Below are 16,604 nucleotides of genomic sequence, written 5' to 3'. Positions count from 1 at the left end.
GACAGCCCGGTAAAAGTTCTCCGTCAAATGGATGAAGCTTGCGTGACATTGCCCGGCGGCGGCTAAGTTTTTGTTATCGTGTTGCAAAAACTTCATGCACCGCGGCTAGCTGCGCGTCATCAAAGGAGTGAACCATGAAGATCATTCACATCACCGACACGCATCTCGTCGACAAGGGGCAGCGGCTCTACAATCTCGATCCGGCGCAGCGGCTGGCGGCGGTTCTGACGCATGTGCGCGACACGCAGGCCGATGCCGACCTTCTGACGATCACCGGCGACCTGACCGACCGTGGCGAACCCGGCGCCTATGCCATGCTCGGCGAATTGCTGAGCGACCTGCCCATGCCCGTGCGTCTTCTTCTGGGCAACCATGACGACCGCGCGGCATTCGGCGCGGCCTTTCCCGGGCAGCCGCGCGATCCCGGCGGGTATGTCCAGTCGGTTCAGCAGGTGCCGGGACTTCGGGATCGCCTGGTGTTCCTCGATACCAACTCACCGGGCGAAAACGGCGGGCGGTTCTGCGAAAGCAGGGCGAACTGGTTGCGCGAGGCGCTTGCCGAAGCACCCGATGCGCCCCTTGTCGTGTTTCTGCACCATCCGCCGATGGACCACGGGATGCGCCATTTCGACAACATCAACTTCCACGACGCGGCGCGCCTGATGGAGGTGCTGGACGCGCATCCGGGCGGGGTGCGCCATATGTTCTTCGGCCATATCCATATCCCGTTCTCCGGCGTGATGGCCAATGGCATGGGCTTCACCGGGGGGCGTGGCTGTTCGCACCAGTTCCGGCAGGAGTTCGAAAACCCGGCACCGGACTGGATTGCCGGCGTACCGAATTACGGGATCATCAATATCACGGCCGACATGGTGACATGGCATGGCGTGGATACGATCGAGGGCGAATTCCTGTGCGCGACCACGCCCTGCGCAGGCCCTTGAGGGGCGCTGTCGGGGGACTGCGGGTTGCGGCGGGAGGGTGGTTCCGTGGCTACAAACAGATGCGCAGCCGCCTTGCCGGTGTCTTGGGTGCCGACACATTTGCACGAGGGCTGAAGGCGCTCAGCGGGCTCGTGCCATACGAACACACCTGCAAAATCCGGTATTCGGAACCAGATCGATTCATCCTGCGCGGCGGCGGCTGACCTGGTCACGATCAACAGGCAAGCCCCGCCTCCTCGCAGGCCCATCTCGGCCGCATGTCGCGCACGAACCCGCGGGGGCCCCCTCGGGCACCCAGTCGAAGGTTGTCAGGATGACATCGGTCATTCGCTGCCTTCCGGGTGGCGGTGCGATTGCTTCGAGGGGCCGGTCAGCTATGAAGCTACTCTTTCGGCACCCTGGCGGCAAACACCGCCAGTTGCGCGGCGAAGGCGCGCTGGTAGGCAGGCCGGGCCTCGCCGCGGGCGACATAGGCGGCAAGGTTCGCGAAGTCGTCCAGTATCGGCGACGAGTGCCGCAACCTGAGCAGCACCGAGACCATCACAAGATCGCCCGCGCTGAATGCCCCGTCCAGCCACTCGGCATCGCGCAGGTGGGCGGAAAGCTGGCCGAGGCGGATACGGATGCGATCCTCGGTAAGGTGCAGGCGCTCGGCGGCCCAGCTCCTGTCGCCCTCCAGAAGCCTGGTGGTTTCCCGGTCCAGGATCGGCGGTTCGACGGTGTTGAGCGCGGCGAATATCCAGGTGATCGCCCGCGCCCGTGCGTTGGCATCCCCGGGCAGCAGGCCTGCATGGTGCCGGGCGAGATGGAGGATGATCGACCCGGTTTCGAACAGGGCAAGATCGCCCTCTTCGTAGGTTGGAATCTGCCCGAACGGGTGCCGTCCCAGATGCGCCGGTTCCTTCATCTCCGTGAACGAGACAAGGCGCACGGCATAGGGCTGGCCGACCTCTTCAAGAGCCCAGCGCACGCGCATGTCGCGCGCCAGCCCTGCGCCACGGTCGGGCGGGTTTTCGAATGCGGTGATGGTCGGGGGCATGTCAATCTTCGATCGCGTCGATTCCACGGCGTCCGGGGGTCTCAGGGTGGTCCTTCATCGTCTTGTGTCCCGTTCGGTCACGATGTTCCCGCAGCGGCCGCCTCGATTACGGCGATGTCGATCTTCTGCATCGTCATCATGGCGTCGAAGGCGCGTTTGGCCCGGGCGCGGTCGGGGTCGGTCGTCAGTTCCATCAGGCGCCTCGGCGTGATCTGCCAGGAGTGCCCCCAGCGATCCTTGCACCAGCCGCAGGCGCTTTCCTGCCCGCCGTTGCCGACGATGGCGTTCCAGTATCGGTCGGTCTCGTCCTGGTCTTCGGTCATCACCATGAAGCTGACGGCCTCGTTGGGGGTGAAGACCGGCCCGCCGTTGAGGCCAAGGAATCGCCTGCCGAGCACGGTGAATTCCACGGTCAGTTCGTCGCCTTCCTTTCCGCCCGGATAGTCCGACGCGGCGGTGTTCACCCGGTCGACATGGCTGTCGGGAAATGTGGCGGCATAGAATTCGGCCGCTTTCCCGGCTTCGCCGTGGTCGTACCACAGGCAGGTTGCGAGATCGGTCATTTCAGGTCTCCTTCGGTCTTGGGTTGGGGTTTGCGCGTCTGTCGTGTCGTCGTGGTCTCCTGTCCCCAGGACGAACCAGCGTGGCCTTTTCCGACAGGCCGGCGATTTTTTTCTCGCCGGGCCGGCTTCCCGTATCCGGTGGCGGCTGTCGCCCGGCACGTGGAAACCGTCACACGAATGTTCCGCTTCCGGGCAGAGCCCCCAACAAACTCGGTGCACAGGGAAGCGGATGCCGCCGCCGCGTTTTCATTCGGGACATATAGTTTGTCCACCCCGCCCGGAAACAGCTGCGCAGCGGCCGTGCGCTGCCCTCTGGTGCGCTTGACTTGCAATGTCGACTCAGGACTCGAGGCAGCCATTTTCCGTTTGATCCTACGATTTGACGGTGTGATCCATTCGTTGAAATGGGCCGCGTTCCGGCACGCGGAGTCTATCCTTCCAGCCGGTCGAGATGCTTGCGGATATGTGCGGCTTCTGCCGGCGTGTTGGCCAGCGCGATGGCACGGCCGAAGGCATCGCGCGCCTCGGATTTTCGGCCCAGCCGTTCCAGCAGGTTGCCGCGCACGCCGTGAAAGTAGAAATAGCCGTCCAGCGGCCCGGCAAGCGGCGCGATCATTTCGAGCGCGGCTTCGGGGCCGTGGAGTTTCCAGATGGCAACGGATCGGTTGAGCGTGACGACGGGCGAGGGGGCATGGCGTTCCAGCGCCTGGTAAAGCGCGTCGATGCCGCCCCAATCCGTATCTTCCGGCCGTTCCGCCCGTGCGTGCAGCGCAGCGATTGCCGCCTGGATCTGATAGGGCCCGGGCTGGCGGTGCAGCATGGCCTTGTCGATCATCGCCAGTGCCTCGGCGATCCGGCCCCGGTTCCAGAGTGTCCGATCCTGATCCTCCAGCAGGATCGCTGCGCCCGTCTTGTCGAACCGCGCCTTCCGGCGGGAATGCTGGAGCAGCATCAGCGCCAGCAATCCCATCATCTCGGGCTCGGCGGGAAAGAGCCGCAGCATCAGTCGTGCCAGCCGGATCGCCTCGTCGCAGAGCGCGGCGCGCTCGCCTTGCGGATTGGCGTCGGTATAACCCTCGTTGAAGACGAGGTAGATCATCGCCGACACGGCCGCGAAGCGTTCCGCGCGCTCTGCCGGTCCCGGTGTCTCGAACGGGATATCGGCCCTGGCGATGCGGGCCTTGGCGCGTGTGATGCGCTGTTCCATCGCCCGGTCGCCGACCAGGAAGGCCGCCGCGATACGGCGCACAGGCAGGCCCGAAACGATCCTGAGCGCCAGCGCGATCTGCTGGGTGGCGGGCAGGTCGGGGTGGCAGCAGACGAAGAGAAGGCGCAGGATATCGTCACGGTAATCGGCGGCATCCAGCCGCTCGACCAGGGCCGCCTCGGCATCCTCGCGGTCGGATATCGCGGCCTCGTCCGGCAGGGCCGTCAGCCGGGCCTGCCTGCGCTTGTGATCAATCGCGGCGTTGCGCCCGACCATGATTAGCCAGCCCGCGGCATCGCGCGGCGGGCCGTTCTTCGGCCAGGACCCGAGCGCGCGAAGACAGGCCTCCTGAAATGCCTCTTCGGCCAGGTCGAGATCGCGGAAATAACGCAGCAGGGCGGCAATCGCCTGCGGCCGCGCGCCGACCAGCCGTGTCTCGATCCAGTCGGGTTCAGGGGGTTGGGGCATCTTCTATGGCCTCGCCATCGGGGTAGGAGAGCGCGATCGGGCGCAGTTCGTATGCGCCGCCCGGATTGGCGTCGGCCATCTCGCGGGCGATCTGGAGTGCCACGTCGAGGTTCTCGACATCGACGACGTAGAAGCCGAGCAACTGTTCCTTGGTTTCGGCGAACGGGCCGTCCGTCACGATGTTCTCGCTCTTGCGCAAGGTGGTTGCCGCGCTTGTCGGCATCAGCCGGACGATGGGCCCGAAATTCCGTGCCCATTTGCGGTTCACCGCCTTGAGGTTTTCGATCACCTCGGCGTCCTCCTCCTCGGTCCAGGCAGAGGTGATGTCCTCGTTATGATAGCAAAGGATCGTGTAGCGCATTGGTCGCATCTCCGTTCTCGTGACGGCGCCAGTCTGCACGATCCCGTGACGGCCTGTCACCGTTCCACGTGACGCCTGAAGCTGTCGAGGATGGCCTGCCAGCCGGCACGCTGGTGCACCACCGGTGTTTCGGTTTCCGCATCGAAGGTGACGCGCATGCGCACGCGATCGTCCTCGGGCAGGAAATTCACCACTGCATGACGGCCGCCGAATTCGTATTCGATCCGCCGGTGCGGCTCGATCTTCGTGTAGGTTCCGGCAAAGTCGAACCCCATGCTGCCGTCTTTAGCTTCCATCCGCGCGGAAAAGGCGCCACCCTCGCGCAGGTCGACCGACGCGGCAGGCGTATGCCAGTCGTCGGAGGCCGCGTTCCACTGCATGATGTCTTCGGGGGTGGTGTAGGCGTCCCAGACCTTTGCGACGGGGGCCGCGACGGTCACTTCGACGGTGATCGGTTGGGGTGTCATCGGGTGACCTCCTTTGGTTGAACCGGGGATATTCGGGCGGGGTGCCGGTTACTGGTCGATCTCGGGCTCCACGAGCCTGGCCAGCTTGTACAGGCTGTCCTGCCAGCCCAGATAGCAGGCCTCCGGCGGGATCAGATCGGGAATGCCCTCCTGCTCGATGGAGATGTCGGTGCCGACCGAAACCGCCTTCAGCGCCACGGTCACCTTCATTTCGCCGGGCAGGTTGGGGTCGTCGAACCGGTCGGTGTAGACAAGCCGCTCGCCGGGGACGAGTTCCTTGTACTCGCCGCCGAAGGAATGGCTGTTACCGGTGGTGAAGTTGCGAAACGACATCCTGTGCGTGCCGCCGACCTCGGGCTTCAGCTCGTGGACGGTGCAGAGAAAACCGTAGGGCGGCAGCCAACTGGCCACGGCATCGGGTTCGATGAACGCGCGATAGACCTTTTCGGGGCTGGCGGCGATGACGCGGTGCAGGCGGACGGTACCGGGCATGATGAGTCTCCTTTCGGGTCGGTGTGGCCGTATTCCCGTTATGCGGAACGGTGTCGGCGGCCAGGTTCTTGCGCCGTTCCATCTTTAAGACGTTCCGCCGAACGGTGTTCCGACAGCGTGCGAGAAATTTTTTCGCGCACGGGGCTGCTGCCCCGGCGGCACCGCTTGGACAAAGCTGTCCCGTCGCTGGAAGAATACCATGTTATCCGCCGCGCCGCCGACCTCGAAAGCGGGGGCCGAGGGCCGCAAAGCGCCGTGACGGTCCCGCGGCTCCGTCAGGTCAGCGCGCCGCTCGCTCTCATCGTGGCGATTTCGATGTCGGAATATCCGGCCGCTTTCAGAACTGCCTCGGACTCGGCGCCGGGTGCGGACGGGGCGTGTGTTTGCCCGGCTGGCGTCCGCGCAAAGCGGGGTGCGGGGGCCGGTTGCAGAATGCCGTCCTGCCGGAAAAAGACCCCGCGGGCGGCGTTGTGCGGATGGTCTTCCACCTCGTCCATGGTCAGGACCGGGGCGACGCAGGCGTTGCTGTCGGCGAAGATCTCTGCCCATTCGTCGCGGGTTCTGGTGCGGAACACCTTTTCGTAGGCGGCGCAAAGATGCGGCCAGTTTTCCTTGTCGGCCCGCTCTTGCGGCCCGACATGCTCCAGCCCTGCCTTCTCGCAGAGCTCGGCGAAGAACTGCGGTTCGATGGGGCCGACCGAGATGGCCTTGCCGTCGGCTGTTTCGTAGCATCGGTAATAGGGGGCGCCGCCGTCGAGCATGTTGTGCTCGCGCCGGGTATCCCAGAGCCCGGTCTGCAGCATGTTGAAGAAGATGCCCATCATCGCGGGCACCCCGTCGACGATGGCGGCGTCGACCACCTGGCCCTTGCCGGAGTGCTGGCGTTCCAGAAGCGCCGCGAGCACGCCGAAGATCAGGAACATGGTGCCGCCGCCGTAATCCGCCACCAGGTTCAGCGGCGGCATCGGAGCGCCATCACGCGGGCCCATCGCCGCAAGCGCGCCCGAAAGCGACAAGTAGTTCAGGTCATGCCCCGCGAGATGCGCCATCGGCCCGTTCTGGCCCCAGCCGGTTATGCGGCCATAGACCAGCCGGGGGTTGCGCTCATGGCACGTATCGGGGCCCAGGCCCAGCTTTTCCATCACGCCGGGGCGAAATCCCTCGATCACCACGTCCGCGCCTTCGATCAGCCGGAGCGCCGCGTCGCGCCCGGCTTCGGATTTGAGGTTCAGCGCGACGGATCGCTTGTTGCGGCGGTTGATATCCGCCGGGTTCGCCTTGCCCGAGGCGCGGTCGATCACGATGACCTCGGCGCCGAGATCAGCCATGAGCCGCCCCGCCAGGGGGCACGGCCCGATCCCCGCCATTTCGATGATCTGCAGCTGTGACAGCGGACCCGTTCCCACTATTCGACCTCCCCTTCATCGCGCCTTTGGGCGGCGCCTGTCATATCCGTTTTATTTGCTTCTATGGCGGGAGGGAGCGACTTGACAATACCGGTGCAGGGGGTATCGGGCGCCTGCCTCAAAAAATCTTGCTTGCTGGTCAGCAAGCAGATATGAGAGGACTTGGGAGGCCGGAAAAATCGCATTGCGATTCGGCAGAAATGAATGTGTGGCCAGCCGGCCGCACCAGGAGGCCAGATGCGGGGCGCATGATGCACCCGAGCTGGAAAAAGGCGCGACCGCGGAAAAGCCGTAGCGTATTCAAGGGAGGATTACGATGTTCAAGACCACAACGATTGCCGCCGCCACCGTGGCGCTTGCGATGGTGACAGGCTCGGCCGGAGCAAAGGAAATTTCTTACGGTCACTACCTGCCGCCCAACTATGGTGCCATCAAGGACGGGCTGCTGCCCTTCTTCGATCGTGTCACCGACGCAACCAATGGCGACATCACGTTCGAAGGGTTCTTCGGTGGCGCCATGGGCGGCCCGAAAGAGCTTTTGGATGCGATCGGAAGCAACACGGTGAACGCCGGCGGCATCGTCGATGCCTATGTTCAAAGCTCGATCCCGACCTCGGCGATGTTCGGCGATTTCGGCCGGACCGTGGCGTCGGTTGAAGACATGCTGGCCTTTTCGGCCGCAGCCTCCGAAGTTCAGCTGCTGAAGTGCCCGGAATGCGTGCAGGACTATACCGACAACAACTCGGTGCTGCTGGCGATGGTGGCCACGACCCCCTATTACGTAATGTGCAAGCCGGAAGTGGCGACGGCGGCCGATCTGCGCGGCAGGAAGGTTCGGGCATCGGGGGCTCCGGGCATCCTGATCCGGGATCTGGAGGCGGTGCCGGTCTCGATCAGCTCCACCGAGATGTACGAGGCGATGCAGCGCGGCCAGGCCGATTGCACCACGGGGGCCGCAAGCTGGCTGGAAGAGGCGAACCTTGGCGAGTTCGTGCGCTCGATGATCGACGAACCGATCTTTGCCTATGTCAGCGCGGGGCGCCTGATCTTCAATCTCGACACCTGGCACGATCTGCCGCAGGAGGAGCGTGACGCGATAGTGGCGGAAATCCCGAAACTGATCGCGGATTCCAACTTTGTCGTCATCGAAGAGGCCGACACGGCCATCGAGAACACCGTCGCGCGCGGTATGCAGATCTTCGAAGCGGACGACGCGTTCGTGAGTGCCGTCGAAACCTACCGGAGTGGGGCATGGTCCGACGCGATCGCTGCCGCCGAGCGGCGCGGTGTCGATGCCGGGGTTGCCAGCCGCATCGTGGAGGACTTCCAGGCGTCCGTCGAGAAATGGCGGGGCATCATGGCCGAGATCGGCCTTGACCGGGCGGCCTACGAAGACGCCCTGCAGCGCGAGATCTACTCCAAGCTGGACTATTGAATCGTAACTCGATTTCAACAAGTTGCCCCGCTGCGTAAACGACGGGGCAACTTTTCACATGGGTTTCGGAAAGAGGACTTGCGGGAATGCACTTGGCTGACCTCACAGAAAAGAACCGTTCGGGCGCAGCATGAAGACCCTGAACAAAGCTATGACTTTCGCAACCTGGCTGGCCAAGCTGCCGGCAGGCGTGGCGGCCATCCTGATCGGCGGCATGATGGTGCTGGTTTCGCTCGACGTGGTGCTCAAGTACTTGCTGGCGGCACCCGTTCCGATGACGCTCGAACTCGTTGCTGCCTACTTCATGCCGGCGATCTGCTTTCTGCCGCTTGGCAACGTGACCCGGACGGAATCGCATCTGGAGGTGGAGCTGTTCACCCAGAACCTTTCGGGGCGTCCGCTGTCGGCGATCAAGCTGATCGGTTGCGTTATCGGTATCGCCTATTCCGCCGTCCTGATTGATCAGGGGGTGGAGCAGGCAATCAAAATGACCAGCCGCGGCGAATACTGGGAGCTCAGCTCAATTGCATTTCCCGTCTGGCCGGCGCGCTGGTTCGTCCCGGTCGGGGTTTCACTGATGCTTCTCTGGCTGATTCTTCAGGCGATCCAGCACATCTGCATCCTCTTCAACGTACAGGGTTTCGACGCACCCGCCACGGCCGGGAACACGGCGGCCGACGAAACCACGGAGCAAGAAAAAGATGAGTGATCTCGCAATCGGCGGGCTTGGAATTGCCAGCATACTCGTTCTTCTCGCACTCCGGGTGCAGATCGCTTTCGCGCTGGGCATCGTGTCCTTTATCGGCATCATGCTGGTGCGCGGCTGGGGGGCGGCCCTGAGTACGGTCGGCACGTTGCCGTTCAGTTTCGCCTCGTCCTGGGAATTGTCGGCGGTTCCGATGTTCCTGCTCATGGGGGCGGCTGCCTTCCAGATGGGGCTGACCGCAAACCTTTTCAGGGCAACCCGGCTCTGGATGAACTCGATCCCCGGCGGGCTTGCGGTTACGACGAACATCACCGCCGCCGGGTTCGCCGCGGCCTCGGGCTCGTCCGTTGCCACCTCTGCCGCGGTCGGACGCCTTGCAATCCCTGAAATGCTGCGGTTCGGCTATGACAAGGGGCTTGCAACGGGCACCGTCGCCGCGTCGGGCACCCTTGGTGCGCTTATCCCGCCGTCGATCGCTTTCGTGATCTATGGCTGGTACACGGGCCAGTCTGTCAGCCTGCTTCTGATGGCGGGCCTGATCCCGGGCCTGCTTACGGCGGGCATCTACAGTGCCATGATCATCGGCCGCTGCATCCGCTCGCCGGAACTGGCGCCCAAGGTCGCGCAGACCGTGACCTGGAAAGAGAAATTCGAGGCGCTGGCCTCGGTCTGGCCAATGCCTGTTCTCATCCTTGCGGTCATCGGCTCCATCTATTCCGGGATTGCGACCCCGACCGAGGCCGGTGCGGTTGCGGCTGCCTTTGCCTTCATCATCGGCGCGAGCCAGGGCAACCTGACATGGAAAAGCCTCAGGCACAGTCTCGACGACACGATGAACACCACCGCATCGCTGTTTTTCATAGCGATCGGCGCGCTGCTGCTGACCCGTTTCCTTGCCATGGCCGGTGTGCCCGAGGTGGTTTCCGAAACCGTGGCCAGCCTTGAGCTGAGCAAGGTCCAGCTGGTGATCGCCATGGCACTTGTCTTTCTGGTGCTGGGGATGTTTCTCGATCCGATCGGGGTCATGCTTCTGACGCTTCCGATCTTCCTCCCGACGTTTGAGGCGTTGGACATGGACCTGATCTGGATCGGGGTCATCGTCGTGAAGATGGTCGAGGTCGGGGTTCTGACGCCGCCCGTCGGCATCAACGTCTACGTGGTCAAGACGGTTGCCGGTGACAGCGTGCCGCTGACCGCGGTATTTCGCGGCGTGGTGTGGTTCCTTGCCTGCGAGATCGTGATCATTTCGATCCTGATCGCCTATCCGGCTGTCTCGCTCTGGCTTCCGCAACTCATGACGCATTGAACCATGGCGCCGTTCGGCGGGGATCGCCACATGCGGTCCCGGCCGAACGGCCAGCGGTTTTGACCGAGGCGCGAATCTAGGTGCCGATGGCCGTGCGAAGGTTGCGCAGGAATTCCCGGGACATTTCCTCGTATTCGAAATCGGGCTGGAAAACGATGAAATTGAGCTGACCGCGCAGGAAGGCATAGATGATCGCGGCCTGCATTTTCGAGTTCGCGTCCTCGCGGATGTTTCCCTCCACCTTGCCCTGCTGGATCTCGTATTCCAGATTTCTCAGCGCGCGTTGATGGAAGCGCATGATGATGGCATAGAGCTTCTCGTTCATTTGCGCCTCGGAAAGAAGCATCGTCAGGGCCTTGGCCCGCTCCGTTTCGGCGGCCTTGACGCAGTATTCCAGCAATGCCTCGATAAAGGGGATGCCGCGCGGCTTGTGTCCGACCAGGGCGGCCATTTCATTGAACGTTTCACCGAAGATGTATTCGGCAACCCGTATTTGCAGGTTTTCCTTGGTTCCGAAATGATGCCCTGCCAGGCCCCGGCTGTAGCCGGCAAGATCGCCGACCTCGGCCAGTGAAAACCCGCTGAAGCCCTTGATCGAAATCAGCTTGGTCGCGGCCGCGATAAGAAGCGACTCCGCCTCTTCGCGGCGTTCGACCTGTGTCCTGCGTTTCTTCCTGGTTGTCTCCATCCCGCGCTTTCTCGTCTGGTGGCGCCATCGCAGCGGGCTTACGGCCCGCTTTTCGGTATTGCAATCAACTTACTGTGTAACATTCTGGGTGTGAACACCCGTTGGTGGTGGTGCCGTGTGACACAATGCCGGAATACCGCTTTCCAAAGCGTTGTCGGCCGGGTGTCCGGTGGCCTGGATATCGGCATTCAATAATCTTGCGATACGACAAGCAAGTGTATTGCATCGGTAAATGGATTCGTCTAGACAGAGCCTGCCCGAGGAGGAGGGGGCGTCGATGGATCGGAATTTGCCGAACAGTCTGCACGTGGGTTACTGGGCGGGGCTGAAACCGAACCATCCCGCGATCATTGACGCCGAAACCGGGGCCATTACCACGTTTGCAGAATATGAGCGTGGCTCGAACCGGGTTGCGCACCTCATGCGGAAACTTGGGCTGAAGCCGGGCGACCAGACGGTTCTGATGGTGGAAAACCGTCCCGAGTTCCTGGTCTGGTTCTGGGGCATGATCCGCGCAGGCTTGCGCGTGACGCCGGTTTCGACGCACGCCCGCCCCGAGGAAATCGACTATATCATCCGGGATTGCGGCGCCGATCTGTTCCTGTCTTCGGGGCAGAACGCCGAAATGGCGGCCCGGTGCGATCTTTCGGCCATCCCGCCTGCCGCGCGGTTGATGGCTGATATCCCGATGGATGGCTTCACCAGCTTCGACGCGGCGCTCGAGGGGCTGCCCGAAACGCCCATCGACGACGAGGTCGAAGGAATCGAAATGCTCTACTCCTCGGGTACGACGGGGCGCCCGAAAGGCATCCGCAAGCCGATGCCCGCCGGCCCTTTCGGCGAGGGCGGCGCGATGCTGCGCTATTTTGCGAGGGAATGGCATTTCGATGCGGATACGATCTATCTGCATCCCGCGCCGCTTTACCATGCCGCGCCGCTCCGTTTTGCGAACCGGATCAACCGCCTTGGCGGCACCGTGATCCTGATGCGCAAGTTCGATCCCGAGGCGTGCCTTGCGAATATCGAGAAATATGGCGTGACGCACAGCCAGTGGGTGCCGACCCATTTCAACCGGCTGCTGAAACTGCCCGGGGAAATCCGGGCGAAATACGATCACTCCACCATGAAATGCGCGATCCATGCGGCCGCACCGTGCCCCCATGACGTGAAGCGCGCAATGATCGAATGGTGGGGGCCGATACTCATCGAGTATTACGGCGCCTCGGAAGGTATCGGCCATTGCGCCATCACGAGCGCGGAATGGCTGGAAAAGCCCGGTTCCGTCGGGCAGGCCAAGATGGGGCGCCTGCACATCTGTGGCGACGACGGGGAAGAGCTTCCCGTGGGGCAGGCCGGCACGATCTATTTCGAGGGGGGTGGCTCGTTCGCGTATCATAACGACCCGGCAAAGACCGAAGGGGCGAAGCATCCGAAAGGATGGTGCACCATTGGCGACGTGGGTTACGTGGACGAAGACGGCTATCTTTTCCTGACCGACCGCAAGGCCTTCATGATCATTTCCGGCGGCGTGAACATCTACCCCCAGGAGATCGAAGAACACCTTCTCAAACACCCGAAAGTCGCCGACGCGGCGGTGTTCGGCATTCCCAATGCCGACTATGGCGAGGAGGTGAAGGCGGTTGTTCAGCTGAAGGACGGCCAGACCGGCAGCGACGCGCTTTCAAGCGAGATTATCGAGTTCTGCCGGGCGACGCTGAATCATGTCAAATGCCCGCGCTCGGTGGATTTCATCGACGTGATGCCGCGCGGTGAAAACGGCAAGCTCTACAAGAAAACCCTGCTCGATCCCTATTGGAAGGGCCGGAAACGGACGCCCGCAGATGCGATCGGCGAAAAGGGTGGTGCGGCATGAATCTTGAATTCTCCGAAGAAGCCCGGGCGATCGGCGATCAGGCCCGCAGGTTCCTCGAAAAGAGGGATTGCCGCGAACGCGCCCGCGCGGCGCTTTCGGGCGAGGCCGAACCCGACGTGGAACTGTGGCGGGAAATGGTCGCGTTCGGATGGATCGGTTCGTTCATCCCCGAGGAATACGGCGGCAACGGGGCCGGCTACGAGGCGCTGTGCGTGATCGCGGAAGAAATCGGGCGATCGCTTGCGCCGGTCCCGTTCGCTTCGAACATTCTCGCCGGCGAGATCATCCTGCGCTCCGGGACGCAGGAACAGAAGTCGTACTGGTTGCCGAAGATAGCGTCCGGCGAGATGATCGGAACGCTGGCACTTCACGAGGCGCCGGGCCGGATTTCGGCCGATGCAATCACGCTGCGCTATGAGAATGGCCGGCTGACCGGGCGCAAATGCCCTGTTCCCGATGGTGCACAGGCGGATTTCGCGGTGGTGGTCGCCCGCGACCCGGATGGCAGTATCGTACCGGTTCTTGCCTTCTTCGACGAAACCGTCACGCGCACGCGGCAGCCAACGATAGATGACTCGCGTGCGCAGGCCGAATTGCATTTCGACGGGACACCGGGCGAACGGCTCGGCTCCGGCGGCAGCGGCGCGTGGGCCGAACTGGTGGCCGCGCTCGACCGGGCGGCGGTGATCCTGGCGTTCGAAGAGGTCGGCGGAGCGCAGGCTTGCCTCGATCTTGCGGTGGAGTATGCGAAAACACGCCATGCCTTCGGTCGGCCTATCGGGGCCAACCAGGCGATCAAGCACAAGCTTGCGAATGTCTACGTTGCCGTCGAGCTTGCGCGCTCGAACGCGATGATGGGCGCCCTCGGCCTTCTTTCGGAGCAGGGCGACCTGGCAGTGGCGGCCGCGACGGCGCGCGTTTCGGCGATACAGGCATTCATCATGGCGTCGAGCGAAAGCATCCAGACGCATGGCGGCATCGGTTTCACATGGGAGGCCGATACGAATCTCTTTTATCGCCGCGCGAACGCCCTGGCGCTTGGCCTGGGCACGGAAAGCTATTGGAAGGAACGCCTCGTTTCGGGGCTGGAACAGCGCCATTTGGCCTGAGGGGAATGCGATGGATCTCGAAGACAGCCCGGAAGAAGCACGTTTCAGAAAAAGCGTGCGCGCGTTTCTCGATGCGAATGCGACCCGGCGTGACGAGTCCGCCGAGCCCGCGCGATACTATGAGGTGGACGAGGCCAAGCTTGGTCTCGCAAGGGCGTGGCAAAGGAAAAAGGCTGCGGCCGGGTTCGCCGGAATCCGGTGGCCGAAACAATGGGGCGGGCAGGGGCTGTCGTCGATCCACGAGGTCATCTACCAGCAGGAAGAAGCCAGATATGCCGTGCCGAAGGGTGTGTTCGATATCGGCCTGGGGATGTGTATCCCGACATTGCTGGCCTATGCGGACGACGCGCATCTCGAGCGTTACACGAAACCGGCCCTCTGGGGTGACGAGATCTGGTGCCAGATGTTCTCGGAGCCGAATGCCGGCTCGGACCTTGCCGGCCTGACCACGCGCGCGGTGCGGGACGGGGCCGACTGGATTCTCGACGGACAGAAAACCTGGACCTCGGGCGCGCAGTTCTCGGATTTCGGGATCGTGCTTGCCCGGACGGATTTCGGTGCGCCCAAGCACAAGGGCCTGACGATGTTCTTCATCGACATGAAGGCCCCGGGTGTAGAGGTGCGACCCATTCACCAGATGTCGGGCGCGTCCCATTTCAACGAGGTTTTCCTTTCGGGCGTGCGTGTTCCCGACGCTCAGCGGCTTGGCGAGGTGTCGGACGGCTGGCGTGTGGCCGTGACGACGCTCATGAACGAGCGGCTGGCCGTCGGCGAAGAGGCGCGGCCCGACATCGAGGACATACATGCGTTCCTGACGCAATCCGATGGCGGGAAAGCTCCTCCCATGGCCGAGCAGGCGGTGCGCTTCAGGTTTGCGGACTGGTATGTCGCAAGCAAGGGGGTGGAGGCGTTCCGCAACCGCGGCCTTACGAAGCTGAGCCGTGGCGAGATGCCGGGGCCGGAGCTGTCTGTTGCCCGGATCGTGAATGCGGAGAAACTCCAGCAGATGTCCCGCTATGCCGTTGAAATGATGGGAGCGGGCGGCCTCCTGCTCGACCGGGACAATCCTCAGGCCAACAACCCGTTTCAGCTTGCCTTGCTCGCGGCGCCCGGTGCCCGGATCGCCGGCGGGACATCCGAGATCCTGCGCAACATCATCGCCGAGCGTGTCCTGGGACTTCCCGCAGACACGCGCGCCGACAAGGACGTGCCATTCCGCGAAATCGCGCGGGGGGCGGGCAAATCACCACGGAAAGGAGAGACGGTATGAGCGTGTCGCCACCGCTACGATCCATGCGCCTGGTCAGCCGGCTGTCGGAGGACGGAACCATTCACGCCGGGCTGGAAACCATCGACCTGCCGCCGCCGGCGCCGATGCAGGTCACCGTTCGGATGGAGGCGGCGCCGCTGCATTCGAGCAACATGAACAGCTTTTTCGGCCCGATCGACATTGAAAGGGCGGTCCAGACGGGAACCGGGGACGCGCCCGGCCTGAGCGCACCGCTGCGCCCGGGCACGGCGGAGTTGCAGAAAAACCGCCTGGGCCAGGCGGTTCCGGGCGGCTCCGAAGGGGTGGGAACCGTTGTCGCCGCCGGCGAGGGTGCCGAGGCGCTGATGAACACGCGCGTGGCCGTCTGGAACAACAGCACCTACTGCGACTACCAGGTTTTCCGCGCAGAGGACTGCCTCGTCGTGCCCGAGGATCTTGATCCGGCCGATGCGGCGACGGCCTTCATCAACCCCCTGACCGCCCTCGGCATCATCGAGACTGCACGCCGCCATGGCTACAAGGCGCTCATTAATACCGCCGCGGCCTCGAATGTGGGGCGGATGCTGTTGCGTCTCTGCAAAGAGGAGGGGCTGGGGCTTGTCTGTATCGTGCGCAGCGCCGCGACGGCGCAGCAGATGCGGGATCTGGGCGCGGAACACGTGATCGACAGCTCTGAAGAGGCGTATCGGGAAAAGCTTGTCGAGGCGATCGACGCCACGGGCGCCATGATCTGTTTCGATGCCATAGGCGGCAAACAGGCCGGTGACATCCTGACCTGCATGGAGGCCAGCGCAAGGAAGCATTCCAAGGGGTTCGGCCCCTACGGAAGCCAGGAACGGCGGCACTATTACATCTACGGCGCGCTGGACCCTGCGCCGATCGAGATTCCCCGCTCGGCCGGACTGGCCTGGACATGCAGCGGCTGGTTGTTTCGCCCCTTCTTCAAGGAGTTGAGCCCGGAAGACAGGAAAAGGCTGATCGTCCGGGTCTCGGATGGGCTTGGCACCACGTTCAAGGGCAAGTTCGCGCGGACGATCGGCCTGACCGATGTGCTGCGTCTCGATATCGCAAGGGAGTATTTCCAGCGCAAAACCGATGGCAAGACATTGATCCGGTTCTAGACAGCAAGCCGGTGCTTTCCCGGCACCTGTCCTGCGGACCGAAGGATCGTCCCACGCCCCATTCCGGTCAGGAACCGGTCGGGCACCATCCACGGCGCTCTGTCCAGCCGGAATTCGCAAAGCGCATGAACACCTGAAAGGAGGGCGCG

16 protein-coding genes are annotated in these 16,604 nt (G+C 63.3%); 8 read left to right on the top strand and 8 right to left on the bottom strand.

Annotated elements, in window-relative coordinates:
• The first annotated feature begins 134 nt into the window (after positions 1-134).
• A complete protein-coding gene (locus F3H87_RS17495; RefSeq protein ID WP_149789100.1) occupies positions 135-944 on the top strand; it encodes a phosphodiesterase in 810 nt (269 codons plus the stop codon).
• Between the two features lie 382 nt (positions 945-1,326).
• On the opposite strand, the gene F3H87_RS17485 is transcribed toward F3H87_RS17495, so the two are convergent.
• The 7 genes from F3H87_RS17485 to F3H87_RS17455 form a co-directional block, all read right to left on the bottom strand.
• On the bottom strand, positions 1,327-1,983 hold the full coding sequence (locus F3H87_RS17485) for a glutathione S-transferase family protein (protein ID WP_149789101.1): 657 nt from the start codon (positions 1,981-1,983) through the stop codon (positions 1,327-1,329).
• Positions 1,984-2,060: 77 nt separating this feature from the next.
• Positions 2,061-2,546 carry a VOC family protein gene (locus F3H87_RS17480; protein WP_149789102.1) on the bottom strand — a complete coding sequence of 162 codons (486 nt, stop codon included), beginning with the start codon at positions 2,544-2,546 and terminating at the stop codon, positions 2,061-2,063.
• A 430-nt stretch (positions 2,547-2,976) separates the two neighbouring features.
• Positions 2,977-4,221, bottom strand: a complete 1,245-nt coding sequence (locus F3H87_RS17475; protein WP_149789103.1) for an RNA polymerase sigma factor — start codon at positions 4,219-4,221, stop codon at positions 2,977-2,979.
• Entirely contained in the window at positions 4,205-4,582 is a 378-nt protein-coding gene (locus tag F3H87_RS17470; protein WP_149789104.1) for a YciI family protein, read from the bottom strand. The genes F3H87_RS17475 and F3H87_RS17470 overlap by 17 nt, the downstream gene beginning before the upstream one ends.
• A 56-nt stretch (positions 4,583-4,638) precedes the next feature.
• Positions 4,639-5,049, bottom strand: coding sequence for an SRPBCC family protein (locus tag F3H87_RS17465; RefSeq protein ID WP_149789105.1), 411 nt, complete (start codon positions 5,047-5,049; stop codon positions 4,639-4,641).
• A 48-nt stretch (positions 5,050-5,097) separates the two neighbouring features.
• A complete protein-coding gene (locus F3H87_RS17460; protein WP_149789106.1) occupies positions 5,098-5,541 on the bottom strand; it encodes an SRPBCC family protein in 444 nt (147 codons plus the stop codon).
• Positions 5,542-5,816: 275 nt separating this feature from the next.
• Complete coding sequence (locus tag F3H87_RS17455; RefSeq protein ID WP_317511570.1) at positions 5,817-6,947, bottom strand: CaiB/BaiF CoA transferase family protein; 1,131 nt, start codon at positions 6,945-6,947, stop codon at positions 5,817-5,819.
• A gap of 316 nt (positions 6,948-7,263) precedes the next feature.
• On the opposite strand from F3H87_RS17455, the gene F3H87_RS17450 reads away from it, so the two are divergent.
• The 3 genes from F3H87_RS17450 to F3H87_RS17440 all read left to right on the top strand — a co-directional run bounded on the left by F3H87_RS17450 (position 7,264) and on the right by F3H87_RS17440 (position 10,394).
• Complete coding sequence (locus F3H87_RS17450) at positions 7,264-8,382, top strand: C4-dicarboxylate TRAP transporter substrate-binding protein (RefSeq protein ID WP_149789107.1); 1,119 nt, start codon at positions 7,264-7,266, stop codon at positions 8,380-8,382.
• Positions 8,383-8,512: 130 nt separating this feature from the next.
• On the top strand, positions 8,513-9,091 hold the full coding sequence (locus tag F3H87_RS17445; RefSeq protein WP_149789108.1) for a TRAP transporter small permease: 579 nt from the start codon (positions 8,513-8,515) through the stop codon (positions 9,089-9,091).
• On the top strand, positions 9,084-10,394 hold the full coding sequence (locus F3H87_RS17440) for a TRAP transporter large permease (RefSeq protein WP_149789109.1): 1,311 nt from the start codon (positions 9,084-9,086) through the stop codon (positions 10,392-10,394). Before F3H87_RS17445 ends, F3H87_RS17440 begins: the two co-directional genes overlap by 8 nt.
• A gap of 76 nt (positions 10,395-10,470) precedes the next feature.
• Here the strand turns inward: F3H87_RS17440 and F3H87_RS17435 are convergent, their stop codons facing one another.
• The gene (locus tag F3H87_RS17435) at positions 10,471-11,082 is read right to left on the bottom strand and encodes a TetR/AcrR family transcriptional regulator (protein WP_149789110.1); all 612 of its coding nucleotides are present in this window, start codon (positions 11,080-11,082) and stop codon (positions 10,471-10,473) included.
• Positions 11,083-11,359: 277 nt separating this feature from the next.
• Between F3H87_RS17435 and F3H87_RS17430 the strand changes: the two genes are divergently transcribed.
• The 4 genes from F3H87_RS17430 to F3H87_RS17415 are packed head-to-tail and all read left to right on the top strand — an operon-like array spanning position 11,360 to position 16,455.
• Complete coding sequence (locus F3H87_RS17430; protein WP_149789111.1) at positions 11,360-12,955, top strand: acyl-CoA synthetase; 1,596 nt, start codon at positions 11,360-11,362, stop codon at positions 12,953-12,955.
• Positions 12,952-14,064 (top strand): acyl-CoA dehydrogenase family protein, encoded by a 1,113-nt coding sequence (locus F3H87_RS17425; protein WP_149789112.1) that lies wholly within the window; start codon positions 12,952-12,954, stop codon positions 14,062-14,064. Before F3H87_RS17430 ends, F3H87_RS17425 begins: the two co-directional genes overlap by 4 nt.
• A 10-nt stretch (positions 14,065-14,074) precedes the next feature.
• Positions 14,075-15,334: an acyl-CoA dehydrogenase family protein gene (locus tag F3H87_RS17420; RefSeq protein ID WP_149789113.1), complete on the top strand. Its 1,260-nt coding sequence runs from the start codon at positions 14,075-14,077 to the stop codon at positions 15,332-15,334.
• Positions 15,331-16,455 (top strand): zinc-binding dehydrogenase, encoded by a 1,125-nt coding sequence (locus tag F3H87_RS17415; protein ID WP_149789114.1) that lies wholly within the window; start codon positions 15,331-15,333, stop codon positions 16,453-16,455. The genes F3H87_RS17420 and F3H87_RS17415 overlap by 4 nt, the downstream gene beginning before the upstream one ends.
• Positions 16,456-16,604 lie beyond the last annotated feature (149 nt).

It is taken from the genome of Lutimaribacter pacificus (assembly GCF_900142185.1).
GTDB lineage: Bacteria > Pseudomonadota > Alphaproteobacteria > Rhodobacterales > Rhodobacteraceae > Lutimaribacter > Lutimaribacter pacificus.
This window is presented reverse-complemented; position numbering and strand designations above follow the sequence as displayed.

What these genes read in the sequence shown, in the direction of transcription:
- F3H87_RS17460 (WP_149789106.1), bottom strand. Translation starts at nt 5,541, where the DNA reads ATGCCCGGTACCGTCCGCCTGCACCGCGTCATCGCCGCCAGCCCCGAA.
- F3H87_RS17435 (WP_149789110.1), bottom strand. Translation starts at nt 11,082, where the DNA reads ATGGAGACAACCAGGAAGAAACGCAGGACACAGGTCGAACGCCGCGAA.
- F3H87_RS17470 (WP_149789104.1), bottom strand. Translation starts at nt 4,582, where the DNA reads ATGCGCTACACGATCCTTTGCTATCATAACGAGGACATCACCTCTGCC.
- F3H87_RS17445 (WP_149789108.1), top strand. Translation starts at nt 8,513, where the DNA reads ATGAAGACCCTGAACAAAGCTATGACTTTCGCAACCTGGCTGGCCAAG.
- F3H87_RS17420 (WP_149789113.1), top strand. Translation starts at nt 14,075, where the DNA reads ATGGATCTCGAAGACAGCCCGGAAGAAGCACGTTTCAGAAAAAGCGTG.
- F3H87_RS17465 (WP_149789105.1), bottom strand. Translation starts at nt 5,049, where the DNA reads ATGACACCCCAACCGATCACCGTCGAAGTGACCGTCGCGGCCCCCGTC.
- F3H87_RS17440 (WP_149789109.1), top strand. Translation starts at nt 9,084, where the DNA reads ATGAGTGATCTCGCAATCGGCGGGCTTGGAATTGCCAGCATACTCGTT.
- F3H87_RS17450 (WP_149789107.1), top strand. Translation starts at nt 7,264, where the DNA reads ATGTTCAAGACCACAACGATTGCCGCCGCCACCGTGGCGCTTGCGATG.
- F3H87_RS17425 (WP_149789112.1), top strand. Translation starts at nt 12,952, where the DNA reads ATGAATCTTGAATTCTCCGAAGAAGCCCGGGCGATCGGCGATCAGGCC.
- F3H87_RS17430 (WP_149789111.1), top strand. Translation starts at nt 11,360, where the DNA reads ATGGATCGGAATTTGCCGAACAGTCTGCACGTGGGTTACTGGGCGGGG.
- F3H87_RS17495 (WP_149789100.1), top strand. Translation starts at nt 135, where the DNA reads ATGAAGATCATTCACATCACCGACACGCATCTCGTCGACAAGGGGCAG.
- F3H87_RS17415 (WP_149789114.1), top strand. Translation starts at nt 15,331, where the DNA reads ATGAGCGTGTCGCCACCGCTACGATCCATGCGCCTGGTCAGCCGGCTG.
- F3H87_RS17485 (WP_149789101.1), bottom strand. Translation starts at nt 1,983, where the DNA reads ATGCCCCCGACCATCACCGCATTCGAAAACCCGCCCGACCGTGGCGCA.
- F3H87_RS17480 (WP_149789102.1), bottom strand. Translation starts at nt 2,546, where the DNA reads ATGACCGATCTCGCAACCTGCCTGTGGTACGACCACGGCGAAGCCGGG.
- F3H87_RS17475 (WP_149789103.1), bottom strand. Translation starts at nt 4,221, where the DNA reads ATGCCCCAACCCCCTGAACCCGACTGGATCGAGACACGGCTGGTCGGC.